This window comes from Bradyrhizobium sp. USDA 3397 (assembly GCF_054060965.1).
On record NZ_JBSSDS010000001.1, the window covers coordinates 1,143,125 to 1,166,214 of the forward strand.

At 64.4% G+C, this 23,090-nt stretch carries 27 protein-coding genes; 14 read left to right on the top strand and 13 right to left on the bottom strand.

What is annotated here, in order from left to right; translation table 11 throughout:
* The first annotated feature begins 121 nt into the window (after positions 1 to 121).
* Positions 122 to 3,103 carry an excinuclease ABC subunit UvrA gene (gene uvrA / locus ACVWYQ_RS05360; protein WP_456725498.1) on the top strand — a complete coding sequence of 994 codons (2,982 nt, stop codon included), beginning with the start codon at positions 122 to 124 and terminating at the stop codon, positions 3,101 to 3,103.
* Positions 3,104 to 3,185: 82 nt separating this feature from the next.
* Positions 3,186 to 3,755, top strand: a complete 570-nt coding sequence (locus tag ACVWYQ_RS05365; protein WP_275499632.1) for a DinB family protein — start codon at positions 3,186 to 3,188, stop codon at positions 3,753 to 3,755.
* 1 nt (position 3,756) lies between these two features.
* Here the strand turns inward: ACVWYQ_RS05365 and ACVWYQ_RS05370 are convergent, their stop codons facing one another.
* Positions 3,757 to 4,293, bottom strand: a complete 537-nt coding sequence (locus ACVWYQ_RS05370) for an RNA 2'-phosphotransferase (protein ID WP_157286065.1) — start codon at positions 4,291 to 4,293, stop codon at positions 3,757 to 3,759.
* A 72-nt stretch (positions 4,294 to 4,365) separates the two neighbouring features.
* Between ACVWYQ_RS05370 and ACVWYQ_RS05375 the strand changes: the two genes are divergently transcribed.
* Complete coding sequence (locus ACVWYQ_RS05375; protein ID WP_275509955.1) at positions 4,366 to 4,512, top strand: hypothetical protein; 147 nt, start codon at positions 4,366 to 4,368, stop codon at positions 4,510 to 4,512.
* A 273-nt stretch (positions 4,513 to 4,785) separates the two neighbouring features.
* On the opposite strand, the gene ACVWYQ_RS05380 is transcribed toward ACVWYQ_RS05375, so the two are convergent.
* Both ACVWYQ_RS05380 and ACVWYQ_RS05385 read right to left on the bottom strand, forming a co-directional pair.
* Positions 4,786 to 4,941 (bottom strand): DUF5615 family PIN-like protein, encoded by a 156-nt coding sequence (locus ACVWYQ_RS05380; protein ID WP_456725499.1) that lies wholly within the window; start codon positions 4,939 to 4,941, stop codon positions 4,786 to 4,788.
* A 1-nt stretch (position 4,942) separates the two neighbouring features.
* Positions 4,943 to 5,170 (bottom strand): DUF433 domain-containing protein, encoded by a 228-nt coding sequence (locus ACVWYQ_RS05385; protein ID WP_100230657.1) that lies wholly within the window; start codon positions 5,168 to 5,170, stop codon positions 4,943 to 4,945.
* A gap of 98 nt (positions 5,171 to 5,268) precedes the next feature.
* On the opposite strand from ACVWYQ_RS05385, the gene ACVWYQ_RS05390 reads away from it, so the two are divergent.
* A complete protein-coding gene (locus ACVWYQ_RS05390; RefSeq protein WP_275509956.1) occupies positions 5,269 to 5,910 on the top strand; it encodes an HAD-IA family hydrolase in 642 nt (213 codons plus the stop codon).
* A 114-nt stretch (positions 5,911 to 6,024) separates the two neighbouring features.
* Here ACVWYQ_RS05390 and ACVWYQ_RS05395 read toward each other — a convergent pair whose 3' ends face one another.
* The 6 genes from ACVWYQ_RS05395 to ACVWYQ_RS05420 all read right to left on the bottom strand — a co-directional run bounded on the left by ACVWYQ_RS05395 (position 6,025) and on the right by ACVWYQ_RS05420 (position 12,431).
* On the bottom strand, positions 6,025 to 6,978 hold the full coding sequence (locus ACVWYQ_RS05395) for a YVTN family beta-propeller repeat protein (protein WP_404540973.1): 954 nt from the start codon (positions 6,976 to 6,978) through the stop codon (positions 6,025 to 6,027).
* A gap of 2 nt (positions 6,979 to 6,980) precedes the next feature.
* Positions 6,981 to 7,544, bottom strand: a complete 564-nt coding sequence (locus tag ACVWYQ_RS05400; protein WP_404540971.1) for an SRPBCC family protein — start codon at positions 7,542 to 7,544, stop codon at positions 6,981 to 6,983.
* 945 nt (positions 7,545 to 8,489) lie between these two features.
* Positions 8,490 to 9,257, bottom strand: coding sequence for an AAA family ATPase (locus ACVWYQ_RS05405; RefSeq protein ID WP_275499638.1), 768 nt, complete (start codon positions 9,255 to 9,257; stop codon positions 8,490 to 8,492).
* Positions 9,258 to 9,353: 96 nt separating this feature from the next.
* Positions 9,354 to 10,214, bottom strand: coding sequence for a PCC domain-containing protein (locus ACVWYQ_RS05410; protein ID WP_271537887.1), 861 nt, complete (start codon positions 10,212 to 10,214; stop codon positions 9,354 to 9,356).
* Positions 10,215 to 10,223: 9 nt separating this feature from the next.
* Positions 10,224 to 11,831, bottom strand: a complete 1,608-nt coding sequence (locus ACVWYQ_RS05415; protein WP_404540969.1) for an acyl-CoA synthetase — start codon at positions 11,829 to 11,831, stop codon at positions 10,224 to 10,226.
* Positions 11,832 to 11,936: 105 nt separating this feature from the next.
* Positions 11,937 to 12,431, bottom strand: coding sequence for a hypothetical protein (locus tag ACVWYQ_RS05420; protein ID WP_404540967.1), 495 nt, complete (start codon positions 12,429 to 12,431; stop codon positions 11,937 to 11,939).
* A 94-nt stretch (positions 12,432 to 12,525) separates the two neighbouring features.
* Between ACVWYQ_RS05420 and ACVWYQ_RS05425 the strand changes: the two genes are divergently transcribed.
* Both ACVWYQ_RS05425 and ACVWYQ_RS05430 read left to right on the top strand, forming a co-directional pair.
* Complete coding sequence (locus ACVWYQ_RS05425; RefSeq protein ID WP_271537881.1) at positions 12,526 to 12,882, top strand: hypothetical protein; 357 nt, start codon at positions 12,526 to 12,528, stop codon at positions 12,880 to 12,882.
* 83 nt (positions 12,883 to 12,965) lie between these two features.
* Entirely contained in the window at positions 12,966 to 13,241 is a 276-nt protein-coding gene (locus ACVWYQ_RS05430) for a GNAT family N-acetyltransferase (RefSeq protein WP_225133681.1), read from the top strand.
* 49 nt (positions 13,242 to 13,290) lie between these two features.
* Here the strand turns inward: ACVWYQ_RS05430 and ACVWYQ_RS05435 are convergent, their stop codons facing one another.
* Positions 13,291 to 13,686 carry an SPW repeat protein gene (locus ACVWYQ_RS05435; protein ID WP_198399913.1) on the bottom strand — a complete coding sequence of 132 codons (396 nt, stop codon included), beginning with the start codon at positions 13,684 to 13,686 and terminating at the stop codon, positions 13,291 to 13,293.
* Between the two features lie 320 nt (positions 13,687 to 14,006).
* On the opposite strand from ACVWYQ_RS05435, the gene ACVWYQ_RS05440 reads away from it, so the two are divergent.
* On the top strand, positions 14,007 to 14,282 hold the full coding sequence (locus tag ACVWYQ_RS05440) for a GNAT family N-acetyltransferase (protein ID WP_036044205.1): 276 nt from the start codon (positions 14,007 to 14,009) through the stop codon (positions 14,280 to 14,282).
* Positions 14,283 to 14,335: 53 nt separating this feature from the next.
* Here ACVWYQ_RS05440 and ACVWYQ_RS05445 read toward each other — a convergent pair whose 3' ends face one another.
* Positions 14,336 to 14,734 (bottom strand): DUF3597 domain-containing protein, encoded by a 399-nt coding sequence (locus ACVWYQ_RS05445; RefSeq protein ID WP_157286077.1) that lies wholly within the window; start codon positions 14,732 to 14,734, stop codon positions 14,336 to 14,338.
* 338 nt (positions 14,735 to 15,072) lie between these two features.
* Here ACVWYQ_RS05445 and ACVWYQ_RS05450 point away from each other — a divergent pair, with 338 nt between their 5' ends.
* A complete protein-coding gene (locus tag ACVWYQ_RS05450; RefSeq protein WP_275509962.1) occupies positions 15,073 to 15,981 on the top strand; it encodes a DUF2189 domain-containing protein in 909 nt (302 codons plus the stop codon).
* A gap of 119 nt (positions 15,982 to 16,100) precedes the next feature.
* Positions 16,101 to 16,925 (top strand): lytic murein transglycosylase, encoded by an 825-nt coding sequence (locus ACVWYQ_RS05455; RefSeq protein ID WP_271537869.1) that lies wholly within the window; start codon positions 16,101 to 16,103, stop codon positions 16,923 to 16,925.
* A gap of 72 nt (positions 16,926 to 16,997) precedes the next feature.
* On the opposite strand, the gene ACVWYQ_RS05460 is transcribed toward ACVWYQ_RS05455, so the two are convergent.
* Positions 16,998 to 17,261: a hypothetical protein gene (locus ACVWYQ_RS05460; protein ID WP_271537867.1), complete on the bottom strand. Its 264-nt coding sequence runs from the start codon at positions 17,259 to 17,261 to the stop codon at positions 16,998 to 17,000.
* 554 nt (positions 17,262 to 17,815) lie between these two features.
* Here ACVWYQ_RS05460 and ACVWYQ_RS05465 point away from each other — a divergent pair.
* The 4 genes from ACVWYQ_RS05465 (at position 17,816) to ACVWYQ_RS05480 (ending at position 21,275) form a co-directional block, all read left to right on the top strand.
* Positions 17,816 to 17,968, top strand: coding sequence for a DUF1127 domain-containing protein (locus ACVWYQ_RS05465; RefSeq protein ID WP_007590701.1), 153 nt, complete (start codon positions 17,816 to 17,818; stop codon positions 17,966 to 17,968).
* A gap of 127 nt (positions 17,969 to 18,095) precedes the next feature.
* The gene (gene trmFO / locus ACVWYQ_RS05470; protein ID WP_157286081.1) at positions 18,096 to 19,523 is read left to right on the top strand and encodes a methylenetetrahydrofolate--tRNA-(uracil(54)-C(5))-methyltransferase (FADH(2)-oxidizing) TrmFO; all 1,428 of its coding nucleotides are present in this window, start codon (positions 18,096 to 18,098) and stop codon (positions 19,521 to 19,523) included.
* A gap of 7 nt (positions 19,524 to 19,530) precedes the next feature.
* A complete protein-coding gene (locus tag ACVWYQ_RS05475; protein WP_128261565.1) occupies positions 19,531 to 20,625 on the top strand; it encodes an AMP-binding enzyme in 1,095 nt (364 codons plus the stop codon).
* Between the two features lie 95 nt (positions 20,626 to 20,720).
* Positions 20,721 to 21,275: a CAP domain-containing protein gene (locus tag ACVWYQ_RS05480; RefSeq protein ID WP_198399917.1), complete on the top strand. Its 555-nt coding sequence runs from the start codon at positions 20,721 to 20,723 to the stop codon at positions 21,273 to 21,275.
* A gap of 12 nt (positions 21,276 to 21,287) precedes the next feature.
* Here the strand turns inward: ACVWYQ_RS05480 and ACVWYQ_RS05485 are convergent, their stop codons facing one another.
* Positions 21,288 to 21,761 (bottom strand): VOC family protein, encoded by a 474-nt coding sequence (locus ACVWYQ_RS05485; RefSeq protein ID WP_008547150.1) that lies wholly within the window; start codon positions 21,759 to 21,761, stop codon positions 21,288 to 21,290.
* A 148-nt stretch (positions 21,762 to 21,909) separates the two neighbouring features.
* Between ACVWYQ_RS05485 and ACVWYQ_RS05490 the strand changes: the two genes are divergently transcribed.
* The gene (locus tag ACVWYQ_RS05490; protein WP_404540963.1) at positions 21,910 to 23,088 is read left to right on the top strand and encodes an aminotransferase class V-fold PLP-dependent enzyme; all 1,179 of its coding nucleotides are present in this window, start codon (positions 21,910 to 21,912) and stop codon (positions 23,086 to 23,088) included.
* The last annotated feature ends 2 nt before the right edge of the window (positions 23,089 to 23,090 follow it).

Below are 23,090 nucleotides of genomic sequence, written 5' to 3' on the forward strand. Positions count from 1 at the left end.
CCGCCGCCGTTCTTCCTACGTTCGCTGCCATACCCATCGGCGCCGATCCCGGTTCCGGGCGCAGCGCGCCTTTTTTGTTGGCGCGATCGCGCACCTTTGGGCTTCCTTGAGGGCAACTCGGATGGATGAAGTGATCAAGGCGAAGCGCCAACAACAGAACGCGGGCTCGAGCCTGCGCGCAATTACGATCCGCGGCGCGCGCGAGCACAACCTCAAGAATATCGACGTCGAGATTCCCCGCGACAAGCTGGTGGTGTTCACCGGGCTATCCGGCTCCGGCAAATCCTCGCTCGCCTTCGACACGATCTATGCCGAGGGCCAGCGCCGCTACGTCGAATCGCTGTCGGCCTATGCCCGCCAGTTTCTGGAGATGATGCAGAAGCCCGACGTCGACCAGATCGACGGCCTGTCGCCGGCAATCTCGATCGAGCAGAAGACGACGTCGAAGAACCCGCGCTCCACCGTCGGCACCGTCACCGAGATCTACGACTACATGCGCCTCTTGTGGGCCCGCGTCGGCGTGCCCTATTCGCCGGCCACGGGCCTGCCGATCGAGAGCCAGACCGTCTCCCAGATGGTCGACCGCGTGCTGGCGCTGCCCGAGGGCACCCGCCTCTATCTGCTCGCCCCCGTCGTGCGCGGCCGCAAGGGCGAGTACAGGAAGGAGCTCGCCGAATGGCTCAAGAAGGGCTTTCAGCGCGTCAAGATCGACGGCACCTTCCATGAGCTGGCGGAAGCCCCTAGCCTCGACAAGAAATTCCCGCACGACATCGACGTGGTGGTCGATCGCATCGTGGTGCGCGCCGATATCGGCCAGCGCCTCGCCGAGAGCTTTGAGACCGCGCTGAAGCTCGCCGAAGGCCTTGCCGTCGTCGAGTTCGCCGATGCGCCCGCGGCTTCTGCGCCTGCGGAGGAAAAGAAGAAGACCGCGAAAATCCACGACAAGAGCGGGCCCGAGCGCATCCTGTTCTCGGAAAAGTTCGCCTGCCCGGTCTCCGGCTTCACCATCCCCGAGATCGAGCCGCGCCTGTTCTCCTTCAACAATCCCTATGGCGCCTGCCCCGCCTGCGGCGGCCTCGGCGTCGAGCAGCATGTCGACGAAGACCTCGTCATCCCCGAGAAGGATCTGACGCTGCGCAAGGGCGCGATCGCGCCCTGGGCCAAATCGTCGTCGCCCTATTACGTGCAGACGCTGACCGCGCTCGGCAAGCACTACAAGTTCACGCTCGACACCAAGTGGAAGGATCTGCCGAAGAAGACGCAAAACGCGCTCCTCTACGGCTCGGGCGAGGACGAGATCAAGTTCTCCTACGAGGACGGGGTGCGCTCCTACGACACCAAGAAGCCGTTCGAGGGCGTCATCACCAACATCAACCGCCGCTACCGCGAGACCGAGAGCGAGTGGGCGCGCGAGGAGCTGGCGAAATATTTCCACGACGTCCCCTGCGAGGGCTGCAAGGGCTTTCGGCTCAAGCCCGAGGCGCTCTGCGTCAAGGTCGGCGGCAAGCATATCGGCGAAATCTCGGAGCTGTCCGTGAAGGGCGCCGGCGCGTGGTTCGAGACCGTGCCGGAGGCGCTGAACGCGCAGCAGAACGAGATCGCGGGCCGCATCCTGAAGGAGATCCGCGAGCGCCTCACCTTCCTGCTCGACGTCGGCCTCAATTATCTGACGCTGTCCCGCTCCTCCGGCACGCTGTCCGGCGGCGAGAGCCAGCGCATCCGCCTCGCCTCGCAGATCGGCTCGGGGCTCACAGGCGTGCTCTACGTGCTGGACGAGCCTTCGATCGGCCTGCACCAGCGCGACAACGCCCGCCTGCTCGATACGCTGAAGCGGCTGCGCGACCTCGGCAACACCGTGGTCGTGGTCGAGCATGACGAGGACGCCATCCGCCTTGCGGACTACGTGCTCGACATCGGCCCCGGCGCCGGCATGCATGGCGGCAACATCGTCGCCGAAGGCACGCCCGCCGAGATCATGCGCAACCCGAAATCGCTGACCGGCAAGTACCTGACCGGCGAGCTCGAGGTCGAGGTGCCGGAGCGGCGTCCGCCGAACCATCGCCGTACCATCAAGGTGGTGAACGCGCGAGGCAATAACCTCAAGAACGTCACGGCGGAAATTCCGCTCGGCCTGTTCACCTGCGTCACCGGCGTCTCCGGCGGCGGCAAGTCGACGCTGCTGATCGATACGCTCTACCGCGCCATTGCCCGCAAGCTCAACAACGCCAGCGAAGGCGCGGCGCCGCACGACCGCATCGAGGGCCTCGAGCACGTCGACAAGATCATCGACATCGACCAGTCGCCGATCGGCCGCACCCCGCGTTCGAATCCGGCGACCTATACCGGCGCGTTCACGCCGATCCGTGAATGGTTCGCCGGCCTGCCGGAAGCGAAAGCACGGGGCTACGAGCCCGGCCGCTTCTCCTTCAACGTCAAGGGCGGCCGCTGCGAGGCCTGCCAGGGCGACGGCGTCATCAAGATCGAGATGCACTTCCTGCCCGACGTCTACGTCACCTGCGACGTCTGCAAGGGCAAGCGCTACAACCGCGAGACGCTGGAGGTGCTGTTCAAGGGCAAGAGCATCGCCGACGTGCTCGACATGACCGTCGAGGAAGCCGCCGAGTTCTTCAAGGCGGTGCCGCGCGTGCGCGAGACTTTTCAGACATTGCACCGCGTCGGCCTCGACTACATCCATGTCGGCCAGCAAGCGACGACGCTCTCGGGCGGCGAAGCCCAGCGCGTCAAGCTCGCCAAGGAATTGTCAAAGCGCGCCACCGGCCGCACGCTCTACATCCTGGACGAGCCCACCACCGGCCTGCACTTCCACGACGTCAAGAAGCTGCTGGAGGTGCTGCACGAGCTGGTCGCGCAGGGCAACACGGTCGTCGTCATCGAGCACAATCTCGAAGTCATCAAGACCGCCGACTGGGTCATCGACTTGGGGCCCGAAGGCGGCGACGGCGGCGGCGAGATCGTCGCCTGGGGCCCGCCGGAGGACATCGCCAAGGCGCCGCGGAGCTATACGGGGAAGTTCCTGGCTCCCGTGCTGGAGAAGGCGCGGAAGCCGAAGCGGAGGCGAACCGCGAGCGAGGCGGCGGAGTAGATTGCGCTGCATCGAAGCCACAGGGCTGTAGCGCGGATTAGCGGAGCGTAATCCGCCACTATTCGATCGGGAAAGAACCGACATGTCCGCTGGACTCGTCCAAACCTACCGCGCCTTCGCCCACAACAACGCTTGGGCGAACCATCGCCTGCTCGCCGCCTGCGCTGCGCTATCCCAGTCTGAATTCGAAGCCCACCGCACCGGCTTCTTTCCAAGCCTGCAGCGTACGCTGAACCACATCTACATCATCGACTTCTTCTACATCGATGCGCTTGAAGGGGGCTGGCTCGGACCGGCAGCCTGGAAGAACGAGGTGCCGTACCCCTCGTTAGCCGAGCTCAAAGCTGCCCAAGCCGCAATGGACAACCGCCTGATTGCGATCTGCGATGCGCTGACAACTAAACGGCTCGACGCCTTCGTCCGGATCAACCGCGACACGACCGTGCAGACCGAACGCTGCGACCGACTGCTCATGCATCTCTTCCAACATCAAATTCATCATCGCGGACAGGCGCATGCCATGCTGTGCGAAACGGATGTCGCGCCCCCGCAGCTCGACGAATTCTTCGCGGAAGGCGAAGCGCCGCTGCGAGCCGCCGAATTCGCCGAACTAGGCTGGACCGAGGAGACTGTTTGGAAATCCAGGACGTAAGCTAGGCCAGGAACTCCGGCGGCACATGGTCGGTCAGCCACACACCGTTCTCTGCGCGAAAAAAATTGAATCCCTTGGCATGCATGCTGCCGGCATCGACCTTGAAGATGTGCGGCTTGCCGTGGCGCTGACCGACACGCTGCGCCGTTGCCTCGTCGGAGGACAGGTGCACCTGCTGGCGCGCCTGCGGCTTCAGGCCCTCGGACAGGATCGCCTCGACAAACCGTGTCGCCGTGCCATGATACAGGATCGACGGCGGCTCCTGCGGCGCCAAGCCAAGTTCAACCGAGACGGAATGTCCTTGCGCGGCGCGAATGCGATCAGTTTCAGGGGATAGCGAGAAACGCTTCTTGTCGCTCTCTGCGACGACACGCAGCAGATCGTCGCGGCCAAACTTTGTGCCGGCGGCATTTCCCTTGGCGATCAGGTCGTCGATGCTGGCCCACCCGTGCGAATCCAGTACCAACCCGATCGTTTCCGGCTGGTGGCGCAGGATGAGGCTCAGAAACTTGCTGAGCTGGGTGTCATTGATCGGCATGGTTACCCTTCCAGTCCCGCATCACTACACTCAAGTGGTTGGCAAGGCCAGATGATCGATCTGGAGGGAGCAATGGCCAGTCGAACCTATACGCTATTTCGGAACGCGATCCTTGCCGAGCAACAGGTGACTTGCGTCTACGAGGGCCGCCGTCGCGAGCTCTGTCCGCATATCATCGGCACCAACAAGTCCGGCGAGGAAGCCGTGCTGGCCTGGTAGTTTGCAGGCGAAAGCAGCGGACCGCTGCCGCAATGGCGGTGCCTAAAGCTGGCCAATGTCAGTGGTGCCCGGGCGCGGGATGGCCGCTGGCATGAAGGCGGCTCGCATCGAACAATTCAGACTTGCGTCAGCAACATCGATCTCGACATCAACGTTGACGTCCGCGGGCTGCGGTCTCGCTAGCTTCCGACGAATTCAATCACCGCCTCGCCCCGTGCGACGGCTTCGGCAATTTGAGGCATGGCGGCTAGAAACTGGCGGATCAGCGCGCGATTATCGATGTTGCCCACGCGCACCCATAGCACGATCGGTCACCCCGTCGATCGCATTTGCCATCCCGAACTCGGCCACATGAACCGCGTCGTATCCGGCGCGACGCATGGCTTCCGCGAGTGCCGAAGGAAGCTGAGCATCGATCAAGTATGGCAAGCTATTTGGCCGCTATGATCGGGTGGTCGACCTGACGGGCGGCGTAGGCGAGCACCGCGTCGATGTCGGCCTCTTCCAAATATGGATAATCCTCGAGAATACTCTCGCGCGACTGTCCCGCGGACAGCAATCCCAGAATGTCGGCGACCGTAATGCGCAGATCGCGAATACAGGGGCGTCCATGCATACGCTGCGGATCGACCGTAATCCTTGCCAGTAGCTCCGACATCTGTCACCTCTGGATCTCAATATAGCATTTCCAATCACATCTGTCAGCGCGTCGCCGGCTGGACACGACGTGCCAGCCCCCGGTGCTTCCGTCTCCTCATGCCCTACGCCCTCGCCATCTTCGATCTCGACGGCACGCTCGCCGACAGCTTTCCCTGGTTCCTGCGCACCATCAACGATGTCGCTGATCGCTTCAATTTTCGTCGCGTCGCGGATGGGGAGATTGAAGAGCTGAGGCACGCCTCGAGCCGCGAGATCCTCGCCCGACTCGAGGTGCCTTTGTGGAAGCTGCCGGCAATCGCGCGGCATGCGCGGCGGCTGAAGGCGGAGGCTGCAGCTGAGATTCCGCTGTTTGCCGGCGTCGAGGCGATGCTGCGGACGCTGGCCGAGAACGGCGTGCAGCTGGCGCTGGTGACGTCCGACAGCGAGGCCAATGCGCGCGAGAAGCTTGGCGAGGCTGCAGCGTTGTTCGAGCAGTTCGACTGCTCTGCCTCGCTGTTCGGCAAGGCCGCGAAATTCCGCCGGGTCATCCGGCGCGCGGGCGTTGAGCCCGACAAGGTCATTTCGATCGGCGACGAGGTCCGCGACATCGAGGCGGCACGGGCCGTTGGAATTGCCTGCGGCGCGGTATGCTGGGGCTATGCGGCGCCGGCGGCGTTGCGGGCGTTCGGGCCGGATCATGTGTTCGAGCGGATGGATGAGATTGCATCGACGCTAGCTCGGACTCGTAGGGTGGGTTAGCCGCGCATTCGCGGCGTAACCCACCACTTCTGTCTCCGCTGAAACCAAAGAGGTGGGTTACGCCTTCCGACTGCGCTCCGCGCAGCCGCAAGGCTAACCCACCCTACACACCCCCTACTCCGCCCTGCGCAAGAACGCGCCGAACGCACGCGGGCCGTCGCCGGTCTTGATCTCGCCAATGACCTTGAGCTCGGCCGCGTCGATGATACTTAGCGTGTTGCTTTCCCAGCAGGCGACGATGACGCGCTTGCCGTCGGCAGTTGCCGCAATGCCTTCGGGATAGTCGCCGACATTGATGCGCTTGACCGGCTTGAGGCTCGCCAGGTCGAACACGCTGACGGTGCCGCCATATTGGTCGCTGACGAAGCCCCGGCCTTGCGTCAGCGCCACCGCATAGGGGCGCATCCCCGCCGGCACGCGGCCGATCTCGCGGGCCTTCGCGATATCGATCACGGAGACGTCGTCGGAGCCGACATTGGCGGTGTAGGCGCGCTTGCCCTCGACATCGATGGTGACGCCGAACGGGCGGGTGCCGACCTTGATCACGGCCTTGCGTTGGCGCGTCGCCGTGTCCACCACCGAGACGCTGTCGTCGTCGCGGTCCGCCGAGAGCAGCAGCTTGCCGTCGGGCGTCACCGCAAGACCCGACGGCGAGGCGCCGACCGCGATGCTGGCGACAACGCTGCGCGAGGCCGTATCGATCACCCGCACCGCGGCCGCGTACCAATCGGCGACATAGACCGTCTTGCCATCGGGCGCCACGGCAATGCCGAGCGGCCCGCCACCGACCTCGACGCGGCCGGCGACCTGCCGCGTGGCAGCGTCGACCACCGTCACCGCCTTGGCATCCGGGCTCGTGACATAGGCAAAGCGCCCGTCGGCGCTGACGGCGACGCCCGCCGGCTTGCCCCCGATCGGGATGGTCGCAACGCCGCGCGCGCCAGCGAGATCCACCACCATCAGATCTTCGCTGAGCTGGTTGGTGACGAACGCCTCGTCGGCGCGCGCGCTTCCACAGCCGGCTTGACAAAGGCTGGCGGCGAGCGCCGCCAGAACCAGTACCCGCACGTTCAGCTGCCGCTCTCGATCTTCTTCTTGAGCGCCTCGAGCCCGGTCTTGTAGAGCCCGCTCACCGCCTTGATCGCGGCCTCGTCGCTCAGCTCCGGCGGCGGGTCGTTGTTGGGATAGCCGCGATAGAATGCGCCGGCCCATTCCAGCTTCGCCTTGCCGTCGGGCGCGGGCGAGACCGTCAGGGTCGAGGAATAATTGGTCACCGGCAGCACCTTCACGTCGACCTTGGTGATCCGGTACGAATAGCTCTGCATGTCGGGCTCGTATTTGTAGAGCTCCTCTTCGACCGTCCCGCCGCCCGTCAGGGTCAGCTTGCGTGTGGCGCCGATCTCGTTGCCCTTCTCGCCTTCGGTCTTGGTGACCGGCTGAAGCCAGCTCATGTCCTGGAAATTGCCGATCACCGCCCACACCTTGGCCGGAGCCGCGTTGATCTCGATGGATTCCCGCACCTTCTGCCGCGTCGGTCCATGGGCCCGGACCGGCTCGAAGGCCGTCATCAGAGCCATCCCCGCCACCGCCAGCGCCGCCACCCCGGCGATCGCCGGTCCGCTTCTCATCCTCATCTCGTTTCCTCGTTTCTCAATCTGCGCGACTTGGAACGCGCGCTGAGGTCATGCTAGCGCATTTTTGGGCCATGGGGAGACCCGTTCGTGGCACGGCGGTGGCAAAGCCAATGCACACCATTGATTGGGTTGGCGGACGGGCAAAACACCAGACCGGGGTCAACCATGCCAAGCCGAAATAATTCGCTTTACTCGAATTCGGAATTATCGCATGTTGCGACCACCCCAACCCGGGCCGAGGGGCGCATCGCGATCGTCACGAACGCGGGATGGGAGGTGGTGGACGCAGGCAGCGTCGCGCGCAAGCGGTTTGCAGGGCGGATCACTCCGTGAGCAGGCGAGGCGCGCACACGACGGGCGCAGTCTCGCGTACGGCAAAATCGTGTGGTCCTGGCGCCCGGGGTCTGTGCGCCAAGGCTTGCGGTGACGTTGCGGGCCGACCGGGCCCCGCACCGTCAGTCATCCGCAAGGCGACGGGGGCAATAGTGCATCGCTCCCCGGGGAGAGCACGACATAAGCCGTCAACCCACTGCGCAGGGAAGGCCGGATGTTTGGCTTCACCTGTATGCCGCTGTGCAGCTTTTTCAAGCACACGCTTCGCACAGTGGACCGCGGGTGCCAGCCGGCACCCGGCCTTCCCTGCGCCCTCGGCATTTTCGAGGGTGGTGAATGCAGCAAAGCTCGGGCGGACTCTGCCGCGAGGATGCGAGCCTATGCCAGCCAATCGACGACGGTCTCGTGCCCCGGACGCTGCGCAGCACGAAGTGATGCGCTGCAGAGCCGGGGCCCACGTATCCGCGGTATTGGGAGTTGCTGGGTCCCGGCTCTGCGCCGCAACGCTCACGCGTTGCAGCTTGTCCGGGACACGAAGGTTGGCCGCTGGATTGCTTCGTCGCAAGAGCTCCTCGCAATGACGGCGGAGAGAACGACCGTCGACTACGACATTCACTCCCCCAGCGTCGCCTCCACGAACCCGCGCGGATCGGCACAAAACTCGCGCATCAGCCGGTAATGGTCGGTCTGCTCCACCGTGACAAGCTCCAGGCCGTATTTGCCGAGCCGCAGCAGCCGCGCGTTGGGATAGGCCATGAGCATCGGCGAATGCGTTGCCATGATGACCTGGCAGATGCGGGACTCTTCCATGCGCCGCAGCAGCTTGAGGAATTCGATCTGGCGCGCTGGCGACAACGCCGATTCCGGCTCGTCGAAGATGAAGATGCCCTGGCGCTGGCAACGCTCCTCGAAGAAACGCAGGAAGCCTTCGCCATGGGAGTGCGACAGGAAATCGGGGCCGACCTGGCCGGCGTCGCGCGCAGCCTTGTCCAGATATCGCGCGACCGAGAAAAAGCTCTCCGCACGAAAGAACCAACCGTTCGTAATCTTCGGCAGCCAGCTTGCGCGCAGCGCCTTGGAGAGTTGGCCGCCCATCTCCTCGCGCGCTTCGGAATGATCGACCGGCCTGTAGCCCTTGCCGCCGCCGGCATCGTCATAGCCGGCGAGCGCTGCGATGCCTTCGAGGATGGTCGACTTCCCGGTGCCGTTTTCTCCGACGATGATCGTGATGGGGCTGTCGAAGCTAAGCTCGAAATCATCCGGGAAGATGGGCAAGCAAAACGGATAGGCCTCGCGGTCGCGAACCTGCGACGGGTCGAGCCATATCCGCTTCAGATACGGCGCTGGCAGGTTGATCGTTCGATTGCCTTTTCGTGCCATGACGTCCTGCCGCTACTCGCATCCGCAACGGAACATGACAGGAACATCCGGATTGCAAAAGCGCTATCTTGCACCCGCCACGTCACGGCGCACGAGCTAGTCCCCTGCCTCCAGCACCAGCTCCATCGTCATCAGCACCGGATTGTCGCCACGGATCAGACGCCCCTCCGCAACGCCGCCGGTGTAGTCGATCAGGGCGACATCGAGCGCAGCTTCCAGCGCGCCGGAGGCGCCGGGCGCGATTGTCCCTGCCGTGATTGCCAGCTCCGTCGCAAACGGCTCGGTCACGCCGCCATGGCTGAAGCGCGCGCCGATGGTCGAGCCGACGCCGCCATGGATCTTCGCGCGGGCGATGCCGTTCGTGCGGCAGAACGCTTCGAGTGCGCCGGCAAAATCCTGGTTCGGGCGCAGGCGGAGCGCGAAGGCGCGGCTCGTCGTGCGCGCGCCGGTGCTTGCAGCCGCGACCGGTCCGAACAGCTTGAAATTGGTCTCCGCATCCGGCTCGGCCGTGAACATCGCACCGTCCAGACCGAAGGCCTCGACCTCGAACGGCTCGGCGACGACGGTCTCGTCCGGCATCATGTGGCCACCGCTCGTCTTGCCGTCAGCCTCCGTCCACAGTCCGTGGCAATGAAAGAACGGCGCACCGTCGCGCGTGCCGAGCGTCATGCTGCCGAGCCTCAAACGCGTCGCGCCGGCGGGCCGGAACGTATCGCTGTAGAACGCCGCATTCTCACCGGTCTTCGACAGCGCCGGCATGACATAGGCGAACGGCCCCAGCGCGCCGCGGCGGAAGTTCAGCACGCCGCCAGCAAAGCCCTCCGACGCAAAGCCGCGCCGCGCTGCCTCCAGAAGCGGCATGCCGGCCTGAAGCGTGAAGGAAAAGGCGCGCCCCCTCGCCTCCACCCATTGAATGCGTTCGGGAGGCGGCGCCCCCGGCTGCTTGATACTCCGCATCTGCTGTGCTCAGCCGGTCTTCGCCTTGTCGAGGTCGAGCAGCCCGCGCGCCTCGAGCTCGTCGCGCACCATGCGCTTCGGCACCTTGCCGTAGCCCGATTTCGGCAGCGCGTCCCAGAAGAAGAAGCGCTTCGGCATCTTGTAGCGCGGCACTTTCGGCGACAGGAACGCCGCCATCTCCGCTTCGGTCACCGCCTTCGCGCCTTTTCTGACGACACAGACGGCGACGCCGACCTCGCCCCAGGTCGCGTCGGGCACGCCGAGCACGGCGACCTCGCCGATCCCGGGATGGGTCAGGATCTTCTCCTCGATCTCACGCGGATAGATATTGGAGCCGCCGGAGATGTACATGTCCGACGCACGTCCGGTGATGTACACAAAACCCTCCTCGTCCATGTGGCCGAGATCGCCGGTGCGGAACCAGCCGTTGCGGAACGCCTTCGCATTGGCTTCGGGGTTGTCGTAATACCCGGCGAACACGGCAGGCCCGATCACGCAGATCTCGCCGCTCTGGTTGGCCTTGAGCTCGCGGCCCTCATCGTCCTGAATCGACACCTGCATGCCGGTACGCTCGAAGCCGCAGGTGCCGATCCTGGCGTGCGGGCCGTCCTCCGGGTCGTGCAGCGCCGCCGGCAATACGGTGATGTTACCGGTGACCTCACCGAGGCCAAAATACTGCACGATCACCTTGCCGAGCTTCTTCAGCGCCGCCTTCTGGTCCTCGCGATACATCGGCGCGCCCGCATAGATGACGTAGCGCAGCGAGGAATGGTCATACTTGTCGGCGGCGGGATGCTCGACCATCATCTTCAGGATGGTCGGCACGGTGAAGAGATTGCTGACGCGATGCGCCTCGATCAGGCGGAACGCCTCGTTGATGTCGAATTTCTCGGTCGGCAGCAGCACGGTGCGCGCGCCGCGCGCGGTCTGCATCAATTGGTGCACGCCGGCGCCGTGCGACAACGGTGCCACCACCAGCGAGGCATCCTGCTCGGTCGTGCCGGGCGTCAGATCGGCGAGATGATTGGTGACGACGAATCCCATCTGGCCATGGGTGAGCACGGCTGCCTTGGAGCGTCCGGTGGTGCCGGAGGTGAAGAAGAACCAGCAGGGATCGTCATGCTCGACGGCGACATTCTCCACAACGGCGCCCGCATGCGAGGCGATCGCATCGGCCACCGAGCGCTCGCCGAACGCGGCCTTGCCGTCGACGCTCCAGGTGAACTCCAGCGCACCGTCCTTCACCGCCGCGGCGTGCTCGGGGAAATCGACATGGCACAGGAACGCCTTGGCGCCGGAGGCCTGCGCGAGATAGCTGACTTCATCCGGCATCAGACGGAAATTGGTGGGCACCCAGACCGCGCCGAGGCGAAACGCGGCGAACATCGAGACAAACATCTCATCGCCATTCTTGGAATGGACGAGGATGCGATCGCCCTTGGCAATTCCCCGCGCGGCGAGCGCCGCGGCCAGGGCGGAGACCTGCGCATCGATCTCGCGCCAGGTCCAGGACTTGTCTCCCCAGACGAAGCCGGGACGCGCGCCATGCCGCCGCGCATTCTGAGTCAGCATATAGGCGAGATTCATGACGCGGCGGGACATGCGCAGGGGCTGCATCGGGCTTCCTCTTCGACGACGGGCGGCACGCAAGCCGTCCGTTCATTGCAGCCCATTTATCGCCATCGCCGTTGCCCCCGCAAGGCCGGCTGCCGCGGACCTGGCCTACTGCTTGAACGCAAACGGCGTCGCGGTGATGGCCTTGGTCTTCCAGCAGGCTTGCGGACCAAAGCCGCCGCAGAAACTGCCATGCAGGTCGAAGCGGATCGTGCGCGCGGCGCCGCGCTTCACCGGCGGGGCCATGATCTTATAGCGGAGCACGTAGCCGTCGAACACCTCGCGCACGCTGCCGTCCGGCAGCGTCACCAGGATCTTCACGACGCAGCCGCCGGTTCCGCAGTAGGTCGTCTCGCGATCGCCGCATCTGGTGTCCTGGAAATCGACGATGTAGTCCTCACGACCATCGCCGGTCAGGTCGATCCTGCGCACCGTATCATGCGCGAAGGTCACCTCGCCGCCTTGCTGGCTCTCGCATTCCTCATTGGCAAAGCGCACAGCCTTCTGCACGCCGGGCGGATAATCGGCCGGATTGAACGGCTTTGCGTCGTCGGCACGCGCGCCGGTCACGAGCAAGCTGAGCAGAAGGATCAGATATCGCATGGTCGTTGGTCGCAACCACAACCGCTATCGTTCAGAGAATCTTAAACATGATCGACGCAACCTCGCTCAGTTCTCGCGTACAGAGTGCCGCATCATGGTCAAAGCGCCTGCCCTCCTTCTGTTGTCACTGGCGCTCGCCGGATGTGCCGCGACTCCGCAAGCGCATCTGGCATCCGATCTCGCCGTCAAGCCTGCGCGCTATGCCTGGGATGGCGCCGGCGAGGATCCCAACCGGCCGCGCGCCGCCTCGCAGCCGACGCGGACTGCCGGCCGCGCCGCGCGCAACAGGTCGCAAGCCGAGGCTCAGCCCCATTCGAGGGAATGGTGGCAGGCGGATGGCATCGAGGCCGAACAGGATGCCAGGGTCAACCGCTCCCTGGTCATCTGCCAGGGCTGCCTCCGCCCGCAGCCACAGGCCGAAGATTCCAGGCTCGCCAAAGCGACCGATTGAACGGAACAGCTTCGGATTGGAAACCCCGGCCGGACCGTGCGTTACGATCTCGTGCGCGAGGCCGGCAGCTGCAAGGCAACGATATGAGCGACGTCATCAACAACAAGGCCCATCACCGCTATGAGCTCGACGTGGAGGGTCATCTTGCGACCGAGCACTACCGGCTCGACGGCGGTGTCATCACCTTCGAGCACACCGACGTGCCGAAGGAGCTTGGCGGCAAGGGCATTGGCTCGAAGCTGGTGCAAGGCGCGCTCGACCAGGTCCGCGCCGAGGGATTGAAGCTGATCCCGCAATGCCCGTTCGTGAAGGCGTGGATCGACAAGCACCCGGACTATGCAGATCTCGTGACACGGTGAGTGCATAGGCCCGCCGCTCGTGGCCGGCGGGCCTGCCGTAACTTAGGGTCTATTGTCCGTGCTTGAGCAAGTCCTGGTCATTCATATCCCAGTCCTGCCACAGCTGGAGAATGCCGAGCAGCACCACCACCGCACCGAGGGCCGTGTGATAGATGCGGAGAAATCCCTCACCGGAATAGCCGATCACGTATGGCGAGGCGATGAGCCACAGTCCGACCAGGATGGTCGTGACCTCTTGCCAGCGCTGCAAGGCGACATATTCGAGCTGGCTGATGCCAAATACGACGAGACCGATCGCAACGGTGTTCAGGATGGCCGTCTGGTGACCGGAGATCGCCTGATCCTGGATCGGGAACCACGGCGAGGCCACGATCAACGCGCCCAGCAGCATCCCACACCAGTCTTCCCATGTTCGATGAGTATTCAAGAAACCAGAATCCGACATCGTACCCTCCTGCAAAAGAGGCATACGTCTGCGGCTGGCGATCATGACACTCCGAATGTCTAGCGACCCTGCCGGCCGCATTCGGGCGTATGTCCTTTCCAGGACGTGGGAACCGAACCCCGGCTTGCAAGAGCGGTATCGGGAATTATTTGCGGAGCCGCGGACCATGCTCGCCGGGCGCCATGGCCATACCGCAGTGCGGTGAGGGCGGCGCGCATTTGCAGATATCTCATCTGCACCAATCTCCCCTGGTCTCACCTTGGCAAGGGCCGTGTCAGCCCCCTAGATCAGGAGGCATCTGCAGTTCGGAGGGATCCCGCATGGCGGCTTCGGTACGCGACAACAAGGACAGGAGCCGCTTCGAGCTCGATGTCGGCGACGACATCGCCTTCGCCAATTACCGGCTGACTCCGTCGGCCGTAATCATCACCCACACCGAGACGCCGCGCGCGTTGCGCGGGCGCGGCATCGGCTCCGAGCTGGTCAAGGGCGCGCTCGACCTGATCCGGCGCGACGGCAAGAAGGTGATCGCCGGCTGCGGCTTCGTCGTCGACTATCTCGACCGGCATCCGGAGGATGCGGATCTGGTCGCCTGAACGCAAAAGGGCCCGCGGCGATCGCGGGCCCTGCGGCACTACCCCAGGTCCGGTCAGTGCTTGATCTCCGGCGGCAGCTTGCCGCCATTAGCGGCGAGCTTGGACATCACCTGCTTGTGCAGCCAGACGTTCATGCTCGCCGAGTCGTTCATGTCGCCGCTGTAGCCCAGCTCCTTGGCGAGATCCTTGCGCGCAGCGAGGCTGGAATCGATGTCGAGCGCCTTCATGAGATCGACGATGGAGGTACGCCATTCCAGCTTCTCGCCCTTGTGCGCGGCCGCCGCCTTGTCGACGATCGCCGCCACGTCGACCGCGGCCATGGGCGCGCCGGCCGGAGCCGAAGGACTTGCCGACCCTGCGGGGGCGCCCGGCGAAGCGGCGCCACCGGCCGGTGCAGCGGAGGCCGGCTGGCCGCCGAAGATCGCGCTGATGATTTTCCCGAAAATGCTCATGTCTGCTCCCCGAAAAGGAATCCGTTGGAAGGGCCTTGCGTGGCACTTATAGACGAAGTTGGTGCGCCGCGCCCGCGAACTTCCGCGAGCGGACAGCAGCATCAGCTTATCTGCGGCGAAATGACGACAGAATGACGCCGCATTGATTGCGCCGCGGCATCGAATTTCATCCAAGCGTGAGGGACAGGACTCGGACTTGGGAGTATGCTTGCCGTTCAGCTCGCGATGCCATCCGGAATTCGCGTCTGGTCGGGATCGCGGGATTTCAAGAGAATGGGCGGCCGCTTGCGCCGTTTGCCGGCGCCGGATGCAGCCGCTTGGCAAGGGAGCTAGCGACCATGGCCACACTCTACCAGGGCAATGTCCCCACGGTGGCCCAGCCCACGGATGCGGCTGGACCGGTGATCCGAACCATTCAATTGTCCGATCTGCACGACGCGCTCAGGCGCGGCTGGGAGGATTTCAAGGCCGTTCCGAGCCACGCGATCATCCTCTGCGTGATCTACCCGGTGCTCGGCCTCATGCTCGCCCGTGTGGTGATGGGCTATTCGGTGCTGCCGCTGCTGTTTCCGCTCGCCGCGGGCTTCGCGCTGATCGGGCCTTTCGCTGCGCTCGGGCTCTACGAGCTTTCCAGCCGACGCGAGCGCTATGAACCGGCCAGCGCCTGGGATGCCATGGAGGTGCTGCGATCGCCGTCGTTCGGCGCGATGCTCGGCCTCGGTACGTTGCTGCTCGCCCTGTTCGTCACCTGGGTGGCGACCGCGCAGGCGATCTATGTCGCGGCGTTCGGCTACGAGGGCGTCACCGGATTCTCGGACTTCATGATGCGCGTGCTGACGACGCAGCAAGGCTGGTGGCTGATCGTGGTTGGCTGCGGCACCGGATTCCTGTTCGCGCTTGCCGCGCTCTGTCTCAGTGCCGTGTCGTTCCCCTTGATGCTGGACCGCCATGCCGGTGCGTTCGAGGCGATGAGCACCTCGCTGCGCGTGGTCGCAAAAAACCCGGTGCCGATGGCGGCCTGGGGCCTGATCGTGGCGGTGCTGCTCGCGCTCGGCACGATCCCGGCCTTCCTCGGCCTCGCCGTTGTGGTCCCGCTGCTCGGGCACGCCACGTGGCACCTTTACCGCAAGGTGATCGTGTCCGATCCGGGCGCACGTCCGGTCCCGCCTCCGCCGCATCGGCCGCGCAAGCCGGCCGCCGACTTCCCGGCCAACCTTTTCCCGTGGCGGAATCGGACTGACGTCTGACAATCTCGTGACGTGCGGCCCTGGCCGGTTCGGACAGGGCCGCACGCCTTGCTTTGGCCGCGGTTACAGCCGAGATTATGCTGCCGGTCAGGTCAATTCACGGAAATCCATTTCATCTGATGACTCCGACGATTTCTCGTCTTGCTCTCGCAGCCTTGGCCGTCTCCGCGTCCCTTTTCTCAGTCCAGCCAGCGCCCGCCGCGGTTGCCTGCGACTCGGGCAATTTCGACGCTTGGCTGGCTGATTTCAAAACCGACGCTGCGGCGAAGGGCATCTCGCAGCAGACCATCACTGCCGCGCTTGCCGGCGTCACACTCGACCAGAGCGTGCTTAACCGCGACCGCTCGCAAAAGGTATTCACCCAGAGCTTCGAGGAGTTCTCCGGCCGCATGGTGCCGCCACGCTTGGAGCGCGGCTCCAACAGGATGAAGCAATACGGCTCGGTGCTGTCGCGCATCGAGCAGGCCTATGGCGTGCCGGGCGAAGTCCTGGTCGCGATCTGGGGCCTGGAGACCGATTTCGGCGTCAACACCGGCAAGTTCGCAACCATCCGCTCGCTTGCAACGCTCGCTTACGATTGCCGTCGCTCCGAGCAGTTTCGCGCCGAGCTGTTGGATGCGCTGCGCATCGTCCAGCGCGGCGATCTTGCGCCCGCCGAGATGAAAGGCGCCTGGGCCGGGGAGCTCGGCCAGACCCAATTCATGCCGTCATCCTGGATGAAATATGCCATCGACTTCGACGGCAACGGCAAGCGCGATCTTCTGCATAACGTGCCCGACGTGCTCGCCTCCACCGCCAATTATCTGGTCGGCTATGGCTGGCAGAAGGGCAAGGACTGGCAGCCGGGCAGCCCGAACTTTGAGGTGCTCAAGCAGTGGAACAAGAGCGAGGTCTACTCCAAGACCGTGGCCTATTTTGCCGCCCAGCTCGCGCGCGCCCCTTAGACTAAACACGTCAAAACGCTAGGGCCGATCGCAAGGCGACCGGCCCTCTTGGGTGAATTTACTTGGGCGCGTTTACTTGCCCATGGTGGCATGCATCGCCTTGTTCAGGTGCGCACCGCATGCACCCATTTTGCCGTTGAGCAGCGAGTCCTGAGCCGCAGCGATCTCCTTCTGCGCGACGAACTTGCTGTCGCCGTCGGCCATGTTCTCGATCGCAGTTTCGGTTTTCTCCAGATTGGCCCCGCTGCAACCGCCGATGGCGTGCTTGGCGGCCTCGGCGGGCGCGACGGCGAACGCAACAGCGGCGACGGCGATAACCCCGAGTAACTTCGTCATGACGTTACTTCCTTCTTCAGATGAGGCAGACCAGCGAAATTGCCGGAATCTGCAGCACGACTTTTCTCAGGGCGCGGCAACTTGCCGCAATCAACTCCTCGCGAGAACTGCGTGATGTTGCACTCGGCACAGAGCAGCATGCAGAGATTCGGTGCGCCGATGTACGAATATCGGTGCCGGAACGGCTTTTGAATGAATCAATTTTCACTTCTAAGATTTCGGATGCATGCAAATCATGCATACGTGTTTTGGGCTGAGTCGCTATTACGCTCGCTAGCGCACTGTGAAAAGCACCCTATGTCCACGTGGGCGTTGCACGTCTAGGGTTTGAGCATAAGCCCGTGAATTCACGGTGATTTGTGGCTCCCAGTCGGACATAGTGCCCGGCGGACGAGCAGGAGCGCCCGTCAGTTAATCGTTGGTTACGATCGATATGCGTACAGCGCTTAGCTGCATCGCAACATCGGAACTTTCGCACTGCACCACTCTCACTTATATTCATTTCAACGATGAGGCCTCAAGCAAAGGCTGAATCGAACTACAGGAGACTACCAATGCTGCTCTCGCTCATCCGCATGATCCAGGCCTTCCGGGACTATCAGCGCAATGTTGCCGAGCTGTCCCAGCTCAGCGATCGCGAATTGGCCGACATCGGCCTCGATCGCTCGGACATCCCGCGCGTTGCCGCCGGTCAGTATCAGGGCTGATATCCTTCAGCCCTCCACTAGAACGGACCGATAGCGCCCGCCTCGTGCGGGCGTTGTCGCATCTGGTGGCAGAAAACTCGATCTCGGCGATTCCACTCTCCGCCGAAAAGCGCTACCTGTCCGCCCCATGACAGGACCCCAATCCAACCTCGTCCACGTGATCGGTGCCGGCCTCGCCGGTTCGGAAGCTGCCTGGCAGATTGCGAAGTCCGGCGTGCCCGTGGTGCTGCACGAGATGCGGCCGACCCGCATGACCGAGGCGCACCGCACCGACGGACTTGCCGAGCTCGTCTGCTCCAACTCATTCCGCTCGGATGACGCCGCCAACAACGCCGTCGGCCTGCTCCATGCGGAGATGCGCCGCCTCGGCTCGCTGATCATGCGCGCGGCCGACGCCAACCAGGTGCCCGCCGGCGGCGCACTCGCGGTCGATCGCGACGGCTTCTCGGCGGCCGTCACCAAGGCGCTGAACGATCATCCCCTGATCGAGATCGCGCGCGGCGAGATCGCGGGCCTGCCGCCGGCCGCGTGGAGCAACGTCATCGTCGCCACCGGCCCCCTCACCTCCGCGCCGCTGGCCGACGCCATCCGCGAGCTGACCGACGAGAACGCCCTCGCCTTCTTCGACGCCATCGCGCCGATCGTGCACCGCGAATCCATCGACATGTCGGTGGCCTGGTTCCAATCGCGCTACGACAAGATCGGCCCCGGCGGCAACGGTGCCGACTACATCAACTGCCCCATGACCAAGGAGCAGTATGAGGGCTTCGTCGCCGCACTGATCGCCGGCGAGAAGACTGAGTTCAAGGAATGGGAGACCAACACGCCCTATTTCGACGGCTGCCTGCCGATCGAGGTGATGGCGGAGCGCGGCCCCGAGACGCTGCGTCATGGTCCCATGAAGCCGGTCGGCCTCACCAATCCGCACGATCCCACCACCAAGCCCTACGCAATTGTTCAGCTGCGCCAGGACAACAAGCTCGGCACGCTCTACAACATCGTCGGCTTCCAGACCAAGCTGAAGTATGGCGAGCAGCAGCGCATCTTCCGCACCATTCCGGGGTTGGAGAACGCCGAATTCGCCCGCCTCGGCGGCCTGCATCGCAACACCTTCCTGAACTCGCCGAAGCTGCTCGACGGCCAGCTGCGGCTGCGCGCACAGACGCGGCTGCGCTTCGCCGGCCAGATGACGGGCTGCGAAGGATATGTGGAATCCGCCAGCGTCGGCTTGATCGCGGGTCTCTATGCAGCCGCGGAAGCGCGCGGCGAGACGCTTGTCAGCCCGCCGGCTACGACCGCACTGGGATCGCTGCTCGGTCACATCACCGGCGGCCATATCGAGACCATCGAGCCGGGCACGCGCTCGTTCCAGCCGATGAACATCAATTTCGGCCTGTTTCCACCGCTCACGAGCGTGCCTACGAAGAAGCCCGACGGCACGCGGCTGCGCGGCAACGAGAAGACGGTGGCCAAGAAGCAGGCGCTGAGCGCACGGGCGCTCGCCGATCTCGATCGCTGGATCGCCGATCACCTGCGCATTGCCGCCGCCGCGTGAGTTTGCAATGAGCTTGCCCAAAGACGACGCCGCAGAGCTGTCGGCGCGCTGGACCGAAGGCGTGATGCTCAAGCGCGACGTGTTCTCGACTGTCGAGCGCGGCCGTTTCCGCAGCGAAAGCGGCGAGATCGACGCGGTGCTGCGCCGGCTCGACGAGGTGCCATGGTGGTCGTTTCTGCTGGCACGCCACCTGTTCGCCCGCGAGAAGCAGGCCCTGGTGCGGGCCAAGGGCCTCGACGTCGGCCCCGAGCTGCTCTGGGCCGGGCGCCGCGCTCTGGTGCGCGGCTTCGTCGACGGCGTCGCGCTGCACCTGGCAAAGCCCCATGGCGATGTCGCCTATTTCCGCTCCGCCAAGGCCGCACTGCGTCGGCTGCGCCGCGCCGGCATCTGCCACAACGATCTCGCCAAGGAGCAGAACTGGCTGGTCGGCCGCGACGGCCGCGCCTATGTCACCGACTTCCAGCTCGCCGCGTGCTTCAAGCGCCGCGGCCGGCTCTATCGCATCCTCGCCTATGAAGACCTCCGGCATCTGCTCAAGCACAAGCGCTCCTACGCGCCCGAGGCGCTGACGCCGCGAGAGCGAAAGATCCTGGCGAGGAAGTCGTTCGCCGCGAGCCTGTGGCTCGCCACCGGCAAGAAGGTCTATCGCGCCATCACCCGCGGCCTGTTCAACTTCACCGACCGCGAGGGCGGCGGCCGTCGGCTCGTCAACGACGCGCCGGTGCTGGCCGAGTTGATCCGCCGGAATCCCGCCGTGCGCGACGCCGCCATCGTCGCCTTTGCCGACCGTCGCTCCGGCGTCGGGCTTTACGCCTTCGTCGAAGCCGATCAGGCCGCGCTCGAGGGCCAGCTCCGCAGCGAGCTTGCCGCCGCCAAGGGACCGAAGCCGCCCGAGCACATCCAGGTCGTGCACGCCCTGCCACGGAACACCAGCGGCAAGCCGCGCATCGAGGTCCTGCAACTGGTCGCCATGAACCAGCTCGACCTGATCGAGCCGATGATGAAGAACGAGCAAGATCGCGCCTTCCTCAAGGATATCCTGGAGCAGCGCAAGAACCTGCGCGACCGCTTCAATTTCGAGGCGAAGCTCCCGACGAGCTAGCGCGGAATCTGCGCCTTGAAGCCTCCACAATGGCGATCGAGAAGCGCTTGGATCACGCAGAATTGGCAGAGATCATGGGCGCTCGGGGGACGATGATGCATCGTATGGTTGGCGGAACGATCGCCGGCCTTGTGCTGCTGGCAGGGGCGCCTGCGCTGGCCGACTCACCGGCGGAGCTGATCTCCAGCTTCCGTCTCAAGCATGGTGAGGCCCGCGTTGTCCGCGACGCCACCCTCGATCGCATAGCCATGGATCAGGCCCGCGCGATGGCGGCGAAGGACGACCTCAGCCACGACGCACTCGGCCCATTCAACCGGCGCGTCGCACCGGCCGGCGCGGGCCGTGCCGCAGAGAACATCGCCTACGGCTACGAAAGCTTCGAGAAGACGCTGGGCCAGTGGATCGACTCCTCCGGGCACCGCAAGAACCTGTTGCTGCACAACGCCTCGCGCGTCGGCATTGCCAGCGCCAAGAATGCGAGTGGCAAGCGCACTTATTGGGCAATGGTGATCGCGGGCGATTACGGGCTCAAGGGCAAAGGCAAGAAAAAGGACAAGGAGCCCGTCGTCGCGGTGAAGCGCGAGGTACCGCCCGCGAGCAAGCCGAAGTCCGGCAATTGTCACGTCAAGCTGCTCGGCCTCTGCATCTGAGGCGCGACCGTCTCAGCCGCGGCGCGCGGCTTCGATCGCGGCGACGTCGATCTTCGTCATCCCCATCATCGCATCGAAGGCGCGCTTGGCCTCCGTGCCACCGGCGGCCAACGCCTCAGTCAGCACACGCGGCGTGATCTGCCAGGAGACTCCCCATCTGTCCTTGCACCAGCCGCACGCACTCTCCTGCCCGCCATTGCCGACGATGGCGTTCCAGTAGCGATCGGTCTCCGCCTGATCGTCGGTGGCGATCTGGAACGAGAAGGCCTCGTTGTGCTTGAAGACGGGTCCGCCATTGAGGCCGAGACAGGCAACGCCGGCTACTGTGAACTCGACGGTCAGGACATCGCCTGCCTTGCCGGACGGATAGTCGCTGGGCGCGCGATGGACCGCACTCACCGCGCTGTCGGGAAACGTCTCGGCATAGAAGCGGGCCGCGGCTTCAGCATCCTTGTCGTACCAGAGGCAGATCGTGTTCTTTGCCATTGGGTATTCCCTGTGATTCCGTGCCAGATTGCGCTTCCGATCAGCATAGGCATCCCGATCCGCATGCTCCAGCTGGAACAGTCGTTTGCCCGAGCTTGCTCGCGTACGTCATTGTGTCTACGAGGAACCTGACGATGGAGGCTCTGACGTGATCGACATCAACCAGATTCGTGCCGACACGCCTGCTGCCTCCCGGCTCGCGTATCTCCACAATGCCGGTGCGGCTCTCATGCCCGCGCCCGTCGTCGCGGCGATGAAGGGACATATCGATCTCGAGACCGAGATCGGCGGCTATGCCGCAGCCGATCGCGCGTCAGATCGGCTCGAAGCCGTTTACGGCTCAGTGGCCCGGCTCCTGAACGCATCGCCGGATGAAATCGCCCTGGTGGAAAACGCGACGGTTGCCTGGCAGATGGCGTTCTATTCGCTTCCATTTCGAGAGGGCGACCGGATCCTGACGGCCGAAGCGGAGTACGCCGCCAACTATGTTGCGTTTCTTCAGGCCGCCAAACGCACAGGCGCGGTCATCGATGTGGTACCGAGCGATGCGACGGGCGAGTTCGATGTCGGCGCACTCGAACGTATGATCGACGAACGCGTGAAGCTGATCGCCGTCACCTGGGTTCCGACCAATGGCGGGCTAACCAATCCCGCAGCGGCCATCGGCAGAATTGCGCGAGCACACGGCATCCCCTATCTGCTCGATGCCTGCCAGGCGATCGGCCAGATGGAGGTCGACGTCGAGGCGATCGGTTGCGACATGCTGTCGGCCACGGGACGCAAATTCCTGCGGGGGCCGCGTGGTACCGGCTTTCTCTATGTGCGCGGCCCGCTGCTGCAGCAGCTCGAGCCACCGATGATCGACCATTTTGCAGCGCCCTGGGTCTCGCGCGATGAATATCGGCTCCGCGACGATGCCCGCCGCTTCGAGACATGGGAGAATAATTACGCCGCCCGGCTTGGGCTCGGCGCTGCCGTCGATTATGCGCTCGACATCGGCATGGATGCCATCGAGGAGCGCTGCCGGCTGCTCGCGGGCCGCCTTCGCAGCGGCCTCGCTTCCATTCGCGGCATCACTATTCACGACCTTGGCCGCAAGCCTGGCGCCATCGTCAGCTTCACTTTGGATCGATATGAAGCGGAGGCCATTGTCAGCAGCGCCGCGGCGGCGGGCATCACAATCGGCGCTTCAGACCCGTCGAGTACCCGCATCGATGCCGAGATCCGCGAGCTGCCGCCGCTCGTCCGGGCTTCTCCCCACTACTACAACACCCAAGCCGAGATCGACCGGCTGATCGACCACGTCGCGGATTTGGCGTCACGTTAGCG

What these genes read in the sequence shown, in the direction of transcription:
- ACVWYQ_RS05385 (WP_100230657.1), bottom strand. Translation starts at nt 5,170, where the DNA reads ATGTCGGAGCTACTGGCAAGGATTACGGTCGATCCGCAGCGTATGCAT.
- ACVWYQ_RS05445 (WP_157286077.1), bottom strand. Translation starts at nt 14,734, where the DNA reads ATGAGCATTTTCGGGAAAATCATCAGCGCGATCTTCGGCGGCCAGCCG.
- ACVWYQ_RS05420 (WP_404540967.1), bottom strand. Translation starts at nt 12,431, where the DNA reads ATGCGATATCTGATCCTTCTGCTCAGCTTGCTCGTGACCGGCGCGCGT.
- ACVWYQ_RS05480 (WP_198399917.1), top strand. Translation starts at nt 20,721, where the DNA reads ATGCATCGTATGGTTGGCGGAACGATCGCCGGCCTTGTGCTGCTGGCA.
- ACVWYQ_RS05485 (WP_008547150.1), bottom strand. Translation starts at nt 21,761, where the DNA reads ATGGCAAAGAACACGATCTGCCTCTGGTACGACAAGGATGCTGAAGCC.
- ACVWYQ_RS05450 (WP_275509962.1), top strand. Translation starts at nt 15,073, where the DNA reads ATGGCCACACTCTACCAGGGCAATGTCCCCACGGTGGCCCAGCCCACG.
- ACVWYQ_RS05405 (WP_275499638.1), bottom strand. Translation starts at nt 9,257, where the DNA reads ATGGCACGAAAAGGCAATCGAACGATCAACCTGCCAGCGCCGTATCTG.
- ACVWYQ_RS05425 (WP_271537881.1), top strand. Translation starts at nt 12,526, where the DNA reads ATGGTCAAAGCGCCTGCCCTCCTTCTGTTGTCACTGGCGCTCGCCGGA.
- uvrA (WP_456725498.1), top strand. Translation starts at nt 122, where the DNA reads ATGGATGAAGTGATCAAGGCGAAGCGCCAACAACAGAACGCGGGCTCG.
- ACVWYQ_RS05440 (WP_036044205.1), top strand. Translation starts at nt 14,007, where the DNA reads ATGGCGGCTTCGGTACGCGACAACAAGGACAGGAGCCGCTTCGAGCTC.
- ACVWYQ_RS05435 (WP_198399913.1), bottom strand. Translation starts at nt 13,686, where the DNA reads ATGTCGGATTCTGGTTTCTTGAATACTCATCGAACATGGGAAGACTGG.
- ACVWYQ_RS05455 (WP_271537869.1), top strand. Translation starts at nt 16,101, where the DNA reads ATGACTCCGACGATTTCTCGTCTTGCTCTCGCAGCCTTGGCCGTCTCC.
- ACVWYQ_RS05415 (WP_404540969.1), bottom strand. Translation starts at nt 11,831, where the DNA reads ATGCAGCCCCTGCGCATGTCCCGCCGCGTCATGAATCTCGCCTATATG.
- ACVWYQ_RS05430 (WP_225133681.1), top strand. Translation starts at nt 12,966, where the DNA reads ATGAGCGACGTCATCAACAACAAGGCCCATCACCGCTATGAGCTCGAC.
- ACVWYQ_RS05460 (WP_271537867.1), bottom strand. Translation starts at nt 17,261, where the DNA reads ATGACGAAGTTACTCGGGGTTATCGCCGTCGCCGCTGTTGCGTTCGCC.
- ACVWYQ_RS05390 (WP_275509956.1), top strand. Translation starts at nt 5,269, where the DNA reads ATGCCCTACGCCCTCGCCATCTTCGATCTCGACGGCACGCTCGCCGAC.
- ACVWYQ_RS05410 (WP_271537887.1), bottom strand. Translation starts at nt 10,214, where the DNA reads ATGCGGAGTATCAAGCAGCCGGGGGCGCCGCCTCCCGAACGCATTCAA.
- ACVWYQ_RS05465 (WP_007590701.1), top strand. Translation starts at nt 17,816, where the DNA reads ATGCTGCTCTCGCTCATCCGCATGATCCAGGCCTTCCGGGACTATCAG.
- ACVWYQ_RS05400 (WP_404540971.1), bottom strand. Translation starts at nt 7,544, where the DNA reads ATGAGGATGAGAAGCGGACCGGCGATCGCCGGGGTGGCGGCGCTGGCG.
- ACVWYQ_RS05375 (WP_275509955.1), top strand. Translation starts at nt 4,366, where the DNA reads ATGGCCAGTCGAACCTATACGCTATTTCGGAACGCGATCCTTGCCGAG.
- ACVWYQ_RS05475 (WP_128261565.1), top strand. Translation starts at nt 19,531, where the DNA reads ATGAGCTTGCCCAAAGACGACGCCGCAGAGCTGTCGGCGCGCTGGACC.
- ACVWYQ_RS05365 (WP_275499632.1), top strand. Translation starts at nt 3,186, where the DNA reads ATGTCCGCTGGACTCGTCCAAACCTACCGCGCCTTCGCCCACAACAAC.
- trmFO (WP_157286081.1), top strand. Translation starts at nt 18,096, where the DNA reads ATGACAGGACCCCAATCCAACCTCGTCCACGTGATCGGTGCCGGCCTC.
- ACVWYQ_RS05370 (WP_157286065.1), bottom strand. Translation starts at nt 4,293, where the DNA reads ATGCCGATCAATGACACCCAGCTCAGCAAGTTTCTGAGCCTCATCCTG.